Source organism: Polaromonas sp. P4_F6, from assembly GCF_056401275.1.
Genome location: NZ_JBFUJQ010000006.1, coordinates 87,311 through 101,378, shown reverse-complemented (window position 1 = coordinate 101,378; position 14,068 = coordinate 87,311). Strand labels below are relative to the sequence as shown.

Sequence of the window (14,068 nt, the reverse complement as noted above, 5' to 3'; positions counted from 1 at the left end):
GAGTAGGGGTGGTGACGGAAAGGTTTTGCTCAGGCGCTGGCGGCCTGTTCACGGCGCATCGCTGCCTGCACGGCGGGCCGGTCGGCGATGCGCGCCTGGAAGGCCAGCAGCCTGGGGAAGGCCGACAGGTCCAGCTTGACGAACTCCGCCCAGCGGGTCATCACAAACAGGTAGGCATCGGCCACGGTGAAGCGCTCGCCCAACAGGAAGGGCGCGCGGCCCAGCGCGGCTTCCAGCAGGCCGTAGTGTTTATGCAGGTGGGCCATGCGCGCGCCGCGCACCTCCTCGCTGCAGGCCGGGTTGAACAGCGGCATATAGCCCTGGTGCAGCTCGGAATTGAGGTAGCCCAGCATCTCCTGCAGGCGATAGCGCGCCATGCTGCCGTGGGCGGGCACCAGCTGCGCCTCAGGCTTGAGGTCGGCCAGGTATTGCACGACGGCCGGGCCTTCCGTGAGCACGCTGCCGTCATCCAGGCGCAGCGCGGGCACCAGGCCCTTGGGGTTGATGGCGAGGTAGTCTTCACCGTGCTCGGTGCGTTTGGCGACCACGTCGACCTTCACAAGTTCGATGGGCAGGCCCAGCTCATGGGCCACGATGTGCGGCGACAGCGAGCAGGCTGAGGGGCTGTAATACAACTTCATGGTGATCTCCTGGGTGTGCGATGCGGTTTGCGTCAGTCAAGGCGCTGCCCGACCCGTGCTGGTTCCGGGTGCGCTCGTTGTGGCCCTAAGGCCGGGGAAACTCTCAGCGCAAGGGCTCTAGCTGCCTTGCGCGCTGCGTTCTATGCGGCTTTACGCAGCCTTGGGCCGCCGCACGGCGCGGACCTTGCCGCTCTTGCCGCCGCCCGCGTAAAACAGGCCGGCGCCGTCGGACTCCAGCCCGCTGACGCCCACGCCCTGCGGCATTTCGAGCCGCGTGATCACGGCGCCGCTCTGGGGGTCTATGCGGCGTATCTCGCTCTCGTCGCCCTCCCAGGTGCCGTGCCAGAGCTCGCCGTCCACCCAGGTCACGCCGGTGACGAAGCGGTTCGATTCAATCGTGCGCTGGATGGCGCCCGTCTTGGGGTCGATCTGGTGGATTTTGCGGTCGCGGTACTGGCCCACCCACAGGCTGCCTTCAGCCCAGGTCAGGCCCGAATCGCCACCGCCGCCGGGCGCCGGGATGGTGGCCAGCACCTTGCCGCTGGCCGGGTCTATCTTGGCGATGCGCGATTCGGCGATCTGGTACAGGTATTTGCCGTCAAAGGCGGTGCCGGCATCGCCCGCGCAGTCCAGTGTGCGTGTCTGCTCACCGCTGGCCGGGTCGAAAGCGATCAGCTGGCTGCCCGCGGCGGCCCAGACGCGCTGGCCGTCATGGGTGACGCCGGCGATGTCGTTGATGCCGGGGAAGCCGTATTCGCGCACGATCTCGGCGGGGCGCGCCTTGGGTTCGGGTGTCTTGCTGAGGGTCTTGCTTGTCATCGTGCTTCCTTGTCGCGCCGTCCATCGACGCCATGGAGACAACTCTATCCAATCGGCAGCGCAGCGGGGAGTAACAAGATCGTCGTGAATCCCGCAAGCGGCGGCGCCAGCCAGCGTTGGGCCCGCGCCCGGCCCAGGGAGCGCACCCGCTGCTCGCCTTCCAACTCGGCCAGCGCGCGCTGCACCGTGCGCTGGCTGGCGCCCAGGGCCAGCGCCAGGGCCGAGGTGGACCAGGCCGCGCCATCCGACAGCAGCGCCAGCAGCGAGGCCTGGTCGCCGTCCAGCGGCGGCGCCAGCACGGCCACGTCGCGCCCACCCAGCGGCCTCAGGATAAAACCCCGGCCGGTCGCCTCAATCGCCGCGAGCGGCTTGACCAGCGCGCGCAGCCGGCCTATCTCCACCCTGAGGCGCGCCCTGTGTGTCTCGTCAGGGTGCCTGGTGCGAAACACCTTCGCAATCAAGGCCTCGCGCTCCACATCGCCGGGCCAGGCTTCGGCCAGTGCCCGGGCCAGCGCAAACAGCACAGGCCGGCGCGCCAGCGGCCGCCACTGCCCGCCGGCACCAACCCCATGCCGGCAGGCATCGACCACCAGCGCATCCGAAGCCAGCAGCGCCGACACCTCATCCAGGCGCAGCGCCTGCTCGCCACCCGAAGTGAGCCGCCGGGCCGCGGGCCTGTCCAGCGCGGCGCGTGCCTCCGCCACCTCGGCCTGCAGCGCAGGCACCTGCGCGCGTTCGGCCGCCGCCTGCGCACGCGCCAGCGCCAGGCGCGCCTCGCCGACCTGCAGCGAACGCAGCGCCAGCTCGGCCGCGGTCATTTCAGCCACCGCCCTCAGCGAGGGCCTGAGGCCGCGCGCATCAAGCCGCGCCAGCGCGGCCCTGGCCTCCTCAAGCCGGCCCAGCAATAAAAACCGGCGCGCCGTGACCAGCCAGGCCTGCAGCGCATTGGCATGGTCGGCATGCGCGTCCAGCGTGGCGGAGGCCGCCGCCAGCGCGCGCGGCGAGCCCGTGAAGTCGCGCATGGCCAGCGCCACCTCGGCCTCGGCCACCACACAGCGGGCACGCGACAAGGCCTCATGCGCGCCGAAGCCGCGCGCCGCGCGCCGCAGCAGTTCACGCGCGCGCGGGTGCTCACCGAGCTGGGCCATAGCAATGCCGCGCAAGGCCAGCGCCGGCGGATCGTCGCGCAGCGCCACCCGCTTGAGCGCGCCCAGCGCGTCACCGGCGGCCAGCGCGCGCGAGGAGGCGGTGATCAGGGAATCCATGGGCGTAGGCTACACCGTCCTGCGAATGTTGATAGACGCGCCGCAGGATCCGGAGCGGGCGCCATCACGCCGGGGACCGCCGCGCATAGCGACCTGGCGCCTGTCCCACATGGCGGCTGAACGCGGTGCTGAAGGTACTGGCCGAGCTGTAACCCACGCGCTCGGCCACCTCGACCAGCGCGACGTCCCCGCGGCTGAGCAGGTCTTTCGCGATGGCCATGCGCCAGGCCAGCAGGTACTCCATGGGCGGCAGGCCCACGGCGCGCGAGAAGCGCTCAAAGAAAGCCGACCGCGACAGCGCCGCCGTCTTCGCGAGCTCCACCACTGTCCATGCGCGCGCGGGCTCGCCGTGCATGTGCCGCATCGCGGCGGCCAACCGGGTGTCGGCCAGGGCGCGCAGCAGTCCCGGCGGAGCGCCTTCGGTGGGCGCGCCACGCAGCGCTTCGATGAGCAGCACTTCGATGAGCCGCCCGAGCACCAGCTCACGGCCGGGCCGCTGCGCCGTGGACTCCTCCCTCACAAGCTGCACCAGCAGCGGCAGCCGCCCTATGCCGCGCACATGCAACACGGCCGGCAGCAGCGAGACCATCAGGGCCGCATCGGGTGAATCAAAAGCGAAATAGCCGCCCAGCATGCGCACGTCGGGCGGGCCTTCAGGATTGCCATGGCGAATTTCACCCTCGGGCGCAGGCCCTGCCTTGGGATCGATCCACACGGGAGCGGCCGGCGCCACCGCGGACATCGTGAACCCGGGAGTGGCCGGCATCAGCAAAAAATCGCCGGCCACCAGCGTGATGGGCTGCTGCCCGTCCACGGCCAGGACGCATTCGCCCTCCAGCATGGTGCAGAAGCTCGGCTGGCCGAATTCCGCATAGCGCACGGCCCAAGCACCAGCGCCGCTGATCACCTTGGAATACACGGCGCGCGGCCTGAGCAGCGCGATGACTTCAGCGAGGGGGTCAACCATATCCGGACTTTTGCCAATTAATTACGGACTCTGAATTGTAGTAAGTCCTGTCTCTGAGCGATATCGTTACGCCACCTCAAACCCACACCCAAGGAAACACAGCATGAAAACCATTCTGATCACCGGTTGTTCTTCCGGCTACGGCCTGGAAACCGCGCGCCACTTCCACGCCCAGGGCTGGAGGGTCATTGCCACCATGCGGACGCCGCGAACGGAGGTGCTGCCGCCTTCGGAACACTTGCGCGTGCTGCCGCTGGACGTGACCCGGCCCGAGAGCATCGCCGCGGCGATCGAGGCCGCCGGCCCTATCGACGTCCTCGTGAACAACGCCGGCCTGGGCCTCTTCGGCGCCTTCGAGGCGACGCCCATGGCCACGGTGCGCGAGATCTTCGAAACCAACACTTTCGGCATGATGGCCATGGCCCAGGCCGTGTTGCCGCAGTTCCGCGCCCGCCGGGCCGGCCTGGTGGTCAACGTGACATCCACCGTGACGCTGGCGCCCATGCCGCTGGTGGCCGCCTATACCGCGAGCAAGACGGCGATCACCGGTTTTACCGAGTCGCTCGCATTGGAGCTGGCGCCCTTCAACGTCAACGTGAAGCTGGTCGAGCCGGGTTACGGGCCGGGCACGCGCTTCACCGCGAACGGGGCCGAACGCATGCAGGGCCTGATTCCCGAAGCCTATGCACCATTCGCGCAAAGCATTTTTGCCTCACTGGGAACGATGACGGCCGTGACCACCGCGGCAGACGTGGCGCAGGCGGTGTGGCGTGCCGTGAACGATGCGGACGGGACGCTGCACTACCCGGCGGGTGCCGATGCGGTCGCGCTTGCCCGGTAGTCCTGCTCTTTAACCTGCGTAAATCCTAGCTGCAACCACTTCCCGCCTGGGTCTTGCTACGGTCCACGACCACCACACCCTTGTCCAGCAAGGGCTTGACCTTGGCCATAAAGAGCGCGAGGTCTTGCGGTGTGTCACTCCCCGGCATGGACACTTCCAGAAGCCGGCCCTGGGGGAGTTGCCACTCCTCCACCTTGAACCCGCCGACGGCCACCCGTTTCATGCGGTTCTTGCAGCCCATCGCCTTCGCGCGCATGGTTTCGGGAAAATCAAGCGTCTTCTTCGCTTCACGCTCACAGGAAATCGAATAGGCCCGGCCGGGTTGCAGCGTCTGCAGCACCGAAATATCGGTTTCCTGCTTGACGCTGGTGTTTTTCCCCAGGGCGCAGGCAGCCTCCGTATCAAAGCCGCTGCCGAAGGGCTGCGGGCTGCGGTATTTCAGCGTCAGCTCGACCTTGCCGTCGGACCGGATGCGCCTGCGGCCGATTGCCGGCGGGTCGGTAAGCACCGGCGGCGCCGACACCGTGAAGTACTCCACCTCATACTCCGTGACCTTGCGGCCGCCCTCCAGGCCCATCACCGCCACGGCCTCCTCGGCGGACACCGGCCCGCCGCTGCTCCAGCGCAACGCAAATTCCGCGCCGCCGGCCCATGAGAGCACGGGCATCAGCAGGCATGCCACGCAGGCGCCGCGCAGCACGGAAAAACCGGCGCCGGCAAGGGTTGGCTCTTTTTTCATCACTGACTCCCTGTGTGTGTACAGCCCATCATGCGTGGGTGCTGCTTATTGTCGGCGCCCGGGCTCGCTCGCATGCAAAAACCGGGTGTACAAATCACGCGGAGGCGCCACCGACGCGCCGCTGATGACCTCACCCGCCGCGCCTCTGTGGTAACCGCCGTGGGTAATGATGTGCAGCAGGATCTCCTCCCGGCGCATCCGGCCCGAGTCCCCGTCGGTGAAGGTAAACCGGACCTCTTCCTGCAGCGCCGCCGGCGAAAGGCCGCTGGCGTAGGCCAGATACCAGGCATCCAGTGCCTGGACCGCCGCCGCCAGGGCCTCCAGCGCAGGCGTCTCTTTCGTATTGGTGGCGGTATAGCCATGGGCGCGGCCCTCCAGGTGCGCCTGGAAGATGCTGTCCGCCACATAGACATGGTTCAGGATGCGGATGGCCTTGTGCGCCTGGGCGGGATAGGCCGCCGCATCCACACCCGCAAGCGCCGCGAACAGCTCCTTGTTGGCCCAGGCCTTGTAGGCGAACAGGGACTTGAGGGATGAAAGGCCTGGTGAGGGATTTGTGTTTGGCACTGCGTGCTCCCAAGAAATGTGAAGAGTGTCAGCTGGACTTTGGTGACCCAATGAGGTTGGATACACGACTTTGCCTCATCAATGTCTCTATCGGCGTTCATCTGTGCCCCCTCGGGACAAAAAAGCTATCCGCAGATTACGCAGATTTACGCAGATTGAAAACAAGGCGTTTTGTGCTCAGGGGGTTGAAACTGATCTTCGTCCTTATCTCCATATGCCGGGCAGGCTAGTTTTTACTTCGGTTGTCTTATCTGCGTAAATCTGCGAAATCTGCGGATAAAAAATCGTCCGCCGATTGCGCAACTGAACGCAGATGGGGGGCAAGGCGCCTGTCATCAGATTGAGTGCTCGCGCTGCGACTTTCACGCGCTCAACAAGATTCGCATCATCATCTCTTATCTGGGTAAATCTGTGGATCGCGACTCGTCCCCAGAGGAAGGGACACCAAGGCCCGGTGAAAAGCCACCCCGACATCCACCCTGCATTTCCCCCCTTCATCGTACATATTTTGTTACATATAAATCAGCTACGCTCTGGCTTCCCGAAGGAGAAGGAAACGTGAGCCAAATAATGAAAAAAGCCGCCCTGGCACTGATCGCGGCGGCTTCGCTGCATGCCCATGCCCTGCAAGTCACCAGCCTCTCGCCCCAGGGCGAGGTCGCGCGCGTGCGGCAGATCGTCGCCAAGTTCGATGAAGGCGCCGTCAATTTTGGCGACCCGAAAGCGCCCGCCCCGCTGTCGCTGAGCTGCAGCGACGCCCAGGCCACCAAGGGCTCGGGCCGCTGGGTCAACGAGCGCGAATGGGCGTTTGAATTCGAGAACGACCTGCCGCCCGGCGTGAGCTGCACAGTCAACCTGGTCGGCACCTTCAAGTCGCCCAAGGGCCTGCCTGTGGCCGGCCCCTCTTCCTACAAGTTCAACACCGGCGGCCCGTTCATCCAGAACCTGCGCCCCGGCACCTACCAGCGCATCGACGAAGAGCAGTACTTCCTGCTGCAGCTCAACGGCCCGGCCACGCTGCAAAGCGTTCGCGAGAACGTCTGGTGCGCCGTTGAAGGCCTGGGCGAGCGCGTGCCCGTCAAGCTGATCGACGGCAAGGAGCGCGAGGAGCTGCTCAAGTCCCAGGGTCTGGACAAGGCCGCGGCCGGCGAGCCGCTGCGCTACGTCACCCTGGCCTGCAACCGGCGCCTGAGCTCGGCCAGCAAGCTGCAGCTGGTTTACGGCAAGGGCGTGAGCACACCCAGCGGTGTGCCCAACTCGGTCGAAAAACGCTACAACTTCCAGGTGCGCGAGCCCTTCTCGGCGTCCTTCAGCTGCGAGCGCGAGAACGCGCAGTCGGCCTGCCTGCCGATGCGGCCCATGAGCCTGTCCTTCAACGCGCCCGTGCCGCGCAAGCTGGCCGAGGGGATACGCCTCAAAGGCGACAAGGACACGCTCAAGCCTTCTTTTGAAGAGGGTAACAGCGACGGTGACAACGTGGTCACCAACATCACCTTCAAGCCGCTGTTTCCTGAGCAGGCCCAGTTCTCGCTTGAACTGCCCAGCAACTTCAAGGACGCCTCGGGCCGCACGCTGCGCAATGCCGACAGCTTTCCGCTGAAGGTGGCCACGGGCGCGATGCCGCCGCTGGCGAAATTCGCCGCCTCGCCCTTCGGCATCGTTGAGCGTTTTGCCGAACCCAATACCAAACCCGGCGACCCGGCCCTGCTGCCGGTCACGCTGCGCAATGTGGAAGCGGCCCTGCAGGTCAAGGGCCTGGCCCCGGGCGCCGGCAAAGTCAGCGACCTGCAGCCGCGCACCGACGCCGACATCATTGCCTGGTTCCGCAAGGTGCAGCGCTATGACGAGTACGAGATTCCGCGCAAGGCGGCCGCCGCCGACATCAAGGGCCCGCTGCCCAAGGCACTGGACTCGCAGGGCAAGGACTATGTGCAGTCGCGCATGCTGTCCTTGCTGGGCGGCCAGGCCGGTGTGAAGACGCTGGACCTGCCCAAGCCCGTGGGCGGCGACCCGCGCCCCTTTGAGGTCGTCGGCATCCCGCTGGCGCCCGGTTTTCACGTGGTCGAGATCGCCTCGCAAAAACTCGGCACCTCGCTGCTGGACGAGCGCCACGGCGCGAGCCGGACCATGTATGTGCGCACCTCGGCCCTGGTGACCAACCTGGGCGTGCATTTCAAGCTGGGCCGCGAAAATTCGCTGGCCTGGGTCACCACACTCGACAAGGGCACGCCGGTGGCGGGTGCCACGGTGCGGGTCTCGGGCTGCAATGGCACCGAAGTCGCCAAGGCCGCGACCAATGCGCAGGGCATCGCGAACTTCGCCGACCTCTCGTCGGAGCCGCCACACTGCGCGGGCAGTGACTCCCGCGACGCCTACTTCGTCAGCGCGCGCAGCACGGTGGCCGGCGTCGAAGACCTGGCCTTTACCTGGAGCGACTGGCACAAGGGCATAGAGCCCTGGCGCTTTAATGTGCCGACCAGCCGCGACCCTATGCCCGACGAGCGGGCCCACACGATTTTTGACCGCACCTTGCTGCGCGCCGGCGAGACCGTGTCCATGAAACATGTGCTGCGCACCGAAACCAGCAAGGGCTTCGGCCTGCCCGAGGGCACGCCGGCCACCCTGGTCGTCACCCATGTGGGCAGCGGCCAGCAATACACCCAGCCCATCAGCTGGCGCAAGACGGCCACCGGCGGCCTGAGCGCCGAGAACACTTTTGCGATCCCGCCGGCCGCCAAGCTGGGTATTTACGAAGTGCAGCTCAAGGCCCCGAACGACAGCGGCAAGGGCCGCGGCAACCGTGCCCGCAGCTTCACCAGCGGGCAGTTCCGCGTGGAAGAGTTCCGCCTGCCGGTGCTCGAAGGCCGCATCAACCCTTCCGAGAAGAAGGCGCTCATCAATGTGAAGTCCGTGCCCACCGACGTGCAGATCAACTACGTCTCGGGCGGCGGCGCCGTCAACCTGCCGGTGCGTGTGTCGGCGCTGGTGCGCGCCAAATCCCTGAGCTACAGCGACTATGAGGAATTCAACTTCATGCCGCCGCGCAACAACCGCGACAGCGGCGGCAACCAGGACAACGAAGAACGCACGGCCTCACAGGACCAGCGCGTGATCGCCGACAAGCTGCCGCTCACGCTGGACCGCAACGGCGCGGGCAAGCTCACGATCAACGACATTCCCGCGCACAGGCAGCCGCAGGAGCTGCTGATGGAAGCCAGCTATGCCGACCCCAACGGCGAGGTGCAGACGATACGCAGCGTCTCCACCGTCTGGCCGGCTGCCGTGGTGGCCGGCATCAAGACCGAGGGCTGGGTCTCGAGCAGCCAGAAGATACGCTTCCAGGCGCTGGCGCTGGACCTCACGGGCAAACCCGCGGCCGATGTGTCGCTGGAAGTGAAAGCCGTGGCGCGCATCACCACCACCAGCCGCAAGCGCATGGTGGGCGGCTTTTACACCTATGACAACAAGACCGAGACCAAGGACCTCGGCAGCGTCTGCAGCGGCAAGAGCGACTCGCGCGGCCTGCTGCTGTGCGACACCAAGCTCGGCGAGCCGGGCGAGGTGGAACTCATCGTGACGGCCAAGGACAAGGACGGCAACAGCATCCAGGCCGCCAGCAATGTCTATGTCACGCGCCAGGGCGAGCTCTGGTTCGGCGGCGAAGACCACGACCGCATGGACGTGCTGCCCGAAAAGAAAAGCTACCAGCCCGGCGAGACCGCCAAGTTCCAGGTGCGCATGCCTTTCCGCTTCGCCACGGCCCTGGTCGCGATTGAACGCGAAGGCGTGATCGAAACCCAGGTGGTGCAGCTCAACGGCCAGGACCCGACCGTCAACCTGCAGATCAAGGACGGCTGGGGCCCGAATGTGTACGTCAGCGTGCTGGCCCTGCGCGGCCGGCTGCGCGAGGTGCCCTGGTACAGCTTCTTCACCTGGGGCTACAAGGCGCCGCGCGAATGGTGGACCTCCTTCTGGTACGAAGGCCGCGAATACGTGGCGCCCACCGCGCTGGTTGATTTGAGCAAGCCAGCCTTCCGCCTGGGCGTGGCGGAAATCCGCGTGGGCACCAAGGCCCACCAGCTTGAGGTGAGCGTGAAGGCCGACAAGGAAAGCTACGCGGTGCGCGGCCAGGCGAAAGTCACCATCACGGCCAAGCTGCCCAACGGCCAGCCGGCCGCCAATGCCGAAGTGGCGCTGGCCGCGGTGGACCAGGCGCTGCTGGAACTGATGCCCAACGACAGCTGGGATTTGCTGGGCGCGATGCTGCAGCGCCGCTCCTGGGGCGTGGAGACCTCGACCGCGCAGATGGAAATCATAGGCCGCAGGCACTACGGGCGCAAAGCCGTGGCGGCCGGCGGCGGCGGCGGGCGCAGCAACACGCGCGAGCTGCTGGAAACCCTGCTGCTGTGGAACCCGAGTGTGGTGCTGGACGCCAAGGGCCAGGCCGTGGTGACGGTGCCGCTCAATGACGCGCTGACGACCTTCAAGATCGTCGCGGTGGCCGATGCCGGCACCGGCCTCTTCGGCACCGGCCAGACCTCCATACGTGCCACGCAGGACCTGCAGATCATCAGCGGCCTGCCGCCGCTGGTGCGCGAGGACGACCAGTTCCGCGCGCAGCTGACCTTGCGCAACACCACCAAGGCCGCGATGAAGGTCGAAGTGAGCCCGCGCGCCACCCTGCTCGACCTGAAACCGCAGACCGTGGACATCCCCGCCGGCGAGGCGCGCGAGGTGGCCTGGATGGTCACCGCACCCGCGCAACTCGCGCTCACGCGCGCCGAAGCCATCCTGTGGGAGATTGAGGCGAAAGACACCATCAGCGGCGCGCGCGATGGCCTCAAGGCGCGCCAGCGCATCATCCCCGCTGTGCCGCTGACGGTGCAGCAGGCCACGCTGGTGCAGGTCGACGGAAGCTTCACGCTGGACGTGAACCCGCCGGCCGACGCCCTGCCGGGCCGCGGCGGCCTGAAGATGTCGCTGCAACCCAAATTGGCCGAAGGCATGGACGGCGTGCGCGATTACTTCGCGATGTACCCCTTTATCTGCCTGGAGCAGAAAACCAGCAAGGCCGTGGGCCTGCGCGACGGCAAGCTCTGGCAGACCGTGCTGGCGCAACTGCCCACCTACCTCGACAGCGACGGCCTGGCCAACTACTTCCCGCCGCGCGACGGCGAAGCCAACCGCGGCAGTGATGCGCTGACGGCCTATTTGCTGGCCGCCACGCACGAAGCTTCGGGCATCAACCCGGCTTTTGCCCTGCCCGACGAGGCCCGCGCGCCCATGGAGCGCGGCCTGATCGCATTCGTGGAAGGCCGGATCCAGCGCGATTTCTGGAGCCCGCGCAAGGACCTGGACGTGCGCAAGCTGGCCGCGCTGGAGGCGCTGTCGCGCTACGGCAAGGCCCAGGGCCGCATGCTGGGCAGCATCACCATCGCGCCCAACCAGTGGCCCACGCATGCGGTGATCGACTGGCTCAACATCCTCAAGCGTGTGGCCGACGCGCCGCAGCGCGAGCAGCGCATCGCCGAGGCCAACCAGGTGCTGCGCTCGCGCCTGTCCTTCCAGGGCACCAAGCTGGTCTTCAGCACCGAGAAGGACGACTACTGGTGGTGGCTGATGACCAACGGCGACGTCAACACCGCGCGCCTGATGCTGGCCGTGATGGACGACCCGGCCTGGAAGGACGACATGGGGCGCCTGGCCAACGGCTTTATCGCGCGCCAGCAAAAAGGCGCATGGCACACCACCACGGCCAACCTCTGGGGCGGCCTGGCACTCGACAAGTTCTCGGCGAAGTTTGAAGCCACGCCGGTGGCCGGCGTGACCAAGGCCACACTGGCCGCGGCCGCCGCGAGTGCGGCCAGCGTGGAGTGGGCCAAGGTCGACCGCGTCAAGACCACGGACGCGGCCGGCGCGCCCAACCAGACCACCTTCTTCGGCGCACCCGCCTCGCCCGGCAACCTGCGCAACAACAGCATGTTCCTGCCCTGGGGCAGCGCCGCGAAAGACACGCTGACGGTGACCCACCAGGGCCCGGGCAAGCCCTGGCTCACCCTGCAGTCCATCGCGGCCATCCAGCTCAAGGAACCGTTTAATGCCGGTTACCAGATCAAGAAGACCATCACGCCGGTGGAGCAGGCCGTCAAGGGTGTCTACACCCGCGGCGACGTGGTGCGCATCTCGCTGGAAGTCAACGCGAGCGCCGACATGACCTGGGTGGTGATCAGCGACCCGGTGCCCGGCGGCGCGACCATCCTGGGCGGCGGCCTGGGCCGCGATTCTGAAATCGCCACCAGCGGCGAGAAAAAGACCGGCACCGGCTGGCCCGCGTTTGAAGAGCGCAGCTTCGAGGCCTTCCGCAGCTATTACGAATACCTGCCCAAGGGCGTGGTCAAGATGGAATACACCGTGCGCCTGAACAACGTCGGCGACTTCGCGCTGCCGCCCAGCCGCGTGGAAGCCATGTACGCGCCCGAGATGTTCGGTGAATTCCCGAATGCGCGGGTCAAGGTGGAAGCCGCGAAATGATCCAGCGCCGCGCCGTAGCCGCTTCGCTCGCAGCAGGCATTGCCCTGCCGCGCGTGGCGGCCGCGGCCGCCGCCGACTGGCAGCGCAGCCTGGGCTATCCCACGGGCTGGGGGCCCAACCGCAGCTGGACCGACAAGGACTACCGCATCGGCAATTATTCGGGCGGCTATGAGGCCATGTTCCGCGCGCGGCCCATCGCCGCGCCGGCGCAGGCTTCTTCCTTAGTCGTGGCCTCGGCTGACAACCTCAAGGCCTTTGCGCCGGTCGCGGAATCGGCGGCGGACTACCTCAAGGCCTGGCCGGTGAGCGGCCTGCTGGTGGCGCGCAAAGGCCAGGTGCTGCTGGAGTCCTACCAGTTCGATCGCAAGCCCGAGATGCGTTTGACCAGCTGGTCCATGGCCAAGAGCGTGACCTCCCTGCTGCTGGGCATCTGCCTGGACCGCGGCCTGGTCCGCTCCATGGACGACACGCCGCAGATGTATGTCGAGGACCTCAAGGGCACGCTGCACGGCGGCATTGCCCTGCGCCACCTGGCGAATATGTCCAGCGGCGCGGCCATACTGCACGACCGCGACAACCCCACCATCTACCCGCGCGCCTTCTCCGGCGCCAACACCGACCTGGAAGCCGTGGTGCGCGGCTGGAATACCGTGCAGGAGCCGCCCGGCACCCGCTACAACTACAACGAGCTGTGCCCGCTGACCATAGGCATGGTGATTCGCCAGGTCACCGGCCAGCCCCTGGCCTCCTTTTGTGAGCAAGCCCTGTGGCAGCCCCTGGGCGCCGAGGGCGGCGCCAGCTGGCTGTGCGACAGCAAAGGCAAGGAGTTCAACTGCATAGGTTTTGGCGCGCGGCTGCGCGACTGGGCCCGGCTGGGCCAGCTGATCGCGCAGAACGGCGCCATCGAAGGCCGCCAGGTCGTCAGCAAAAAATGGATAGACGAATGTTCCTCCTGGTCGGCCGCCGATACCCAGGGCCGGCACGGCACGGCCATGCGCTACTTCGGCTACAAGAATTTCTTCTGGCACCCCAAGGCCGACGGCAGCTGGATGATGATGAACGGCCACCACGGCCAGCGCGTGCTGGTGGACCGCGTGACCCAGACCGTGCTGGTGCAGACCGCCGTGGAGGCCGAAGGGCCTTGGCAGGCGCAGCTGCTGCAGCTTTTTGGCGCGGCGACCAAGCTGGGGTTGGCGGTATGACAGCCCCTTTCCGGGAGATGAATCCGCAGATGAACGCAGATACAGACAAGCGTGATACACAAACTTTCGCGGTCATTGGTGCCGCCATGGCTGTTCATACTGAACTTGGTCATGGCTTTCTGGAGCCCGTCTATCAGGAAGCACTTGCCTGGGAGTTTCAACAACGGGGGATTGCATTTGAACGGGAAGCTGCCCTACCCATTCATTACCGCAACGTTACGCTGTCCACTGTCTATCGTTCAGATTTCATTTGTTTTGGCGAAGTTATCGTAGAGTTGAAAGCTCTCAATAGGCTATCGGGGACTGAAGAGGCACAAGTCATCAACTATCTAAAAGCCGCCAAACTTCAAAAGGCACTCTTGATTAATTTCGGCGCGCCAAGCCTCGAATACAAACGTCTTATCTTCAATCTGCGTAAATCTGCGTAATCTGTGGATGATTTTTTTATCCGCAGATTACGCAGATTTACACAGATTAAGAAATCCGAATGCGAAGT

10 protein-coding genes are annotated in these 14,068 nt (G+C 66.1%); 4 read left to right on the top strand and 6 right to left on the bottom strand.

Annotated elements, in window-relative coordinates; genetic code table 11:
* Positions 1–29 precede the first annotated feature (29 nt).
* The 4 genes from gstA to AC1DUN_RS15635 form a co-directional block, all read right to left on the bottom strand.
* Positions 30–641 carry a glutathione transferase GstA gene (gene gstA / locus AC1DUN_RS15650; RefSeq protein WP_477714757.1) on the bottom strand — a complete coding sequence of 204 codons (612 nt, stop codon included), beginning with the start codon at positions 639–641 and terminating at the stop codon, positions 30–32.
* Positions 642–791: 150 nt separating this feature from the next.
* Complete coding sequence (locus AC1DUN_RS15645) at positions 792–1,460, bottom strand: Vgb family protein (protein WP_477714756.1); 669 nt, start codon at positions 1,458–1,460, stop codon at positions 792–794.
* A 44-nt stretch (positions 1,461–1,504) separates the two neighbouring features.
* Positions 1,505–2,725 carry a helix-turn-helix domain-containing protein gene (locus tag AC1DUN_RS15640; RefSeq protein WP_477714755.1) on the bottom strand — a complete coding sequence of 407 codons (1,221 nt, stop codon included), beginning with the start codon at positions 2,723–2,725 and terminating at the stop codon, positions 1,505–1,507.
* 64 nt (positions 2,726–2,789) lie between these two features.
* Entirely contained in the window at positions 2,790–3,692 is a 903-nt protein-coding gene (locus AC1DUN_RS15635; protein ID WP_477714754.1) for an AraC family transcriptional regulator, read from the bottom strand.
* 103 nt (positions 3,693–3,795) lie between these two features.
* Here AC1DUN_RS15635 and AC1DUN_RS15630 point away from each other — a divergent pair, with 103 nt between their 5' ends.
* Positions 3,796–4,533 (top strand): SDR family oxidoreductase, encoded by a 738-nt coding sequence (locus AC1DUN_RS15630; protein ID WP_477714753.1) that lies wholly within the window; start codon positions 3,796–3,798, stop codon positions 4,531–4,533.
* 25 nt (positions 4,534–4,558) lie between these two features.
* On the opposite strand, the gene AC1DUN_RS15625 is transcribed toward AC1DUN_RS15630, so the two are convergent.
* A complete protein-coding gene (locus tag AC1DUN_RS15625) occupies positions 4,559–5,272 on the bottom strand; it encodes a hypothetical protein (protein WP_477714752.1) in 714 nt (237 codons plus the stop codon).
* Positions 5,273–5,317: 45 nt separating this feature from the next.
* Positions 5,318–5,839, bottom strand: a complete 522-nt coding sequence (locus AC1DUN_RS15620; RefSeq protein WP_477714751.1) for a DinB family protein — start codon at positions 5,837–5,839, stop codon at positions 5,318–5,320.
* A 570-nt stretch (positions 5,840–6,409) separates the two neighbouring features.
* On the opposite strand from AC1DUN_RS15620, the gene AC1DUN_RS15615 reads away from it, so the two are divergent.
* The 3 genes from AC1DUN_RS15615 to AC1DUN_RS15605 are packed head-to-tail and all read left to right on the top strand — an operon-like array spanning position 6,410 to position 14,000.
* Positions 6,410–12,370, top strand: coding sequence for an alpha-2-macroglobulin family protein (locus tag AC1DUN_RS15615; protein ID WP_477714926.1), 5,961 nt, complete (start codon positions 6,410–6,412; stop codon positions 12,368–12,370).
* Positions 12,367–13,572, top strand: a complete 1,206-nt coding sequence (locus AC1DUN_RS15610) for a serine hydrolase domain-containing protein (RefSeq protein WP_477714750.1) — start codon at positions 12,367–12,369, stop codon at positions 13,570–13,572. The genes AC1DUN_RS15615 and AC1DUN_RS15610 overlap by 4 nt, the downstream gene beginning before the upstream one ends.
* Positions 13,569–14,000, top strand: coding sequence for a GxxExxY protein (locus AC1DUN_RS15605; RefSeq protein ID WP_477714749.1), 432 nt, complete (start codon positions 13,569–13,571; stop codon positions 13,998–14,000). The genes AC1DUN_RS15610 and AC1DUN_RS15605 overlap by 4 nt, the downstream gene beginning before the upstream one ends.
* Positions 14,001–14,068 lie beyond the last annotated feature (68 nt).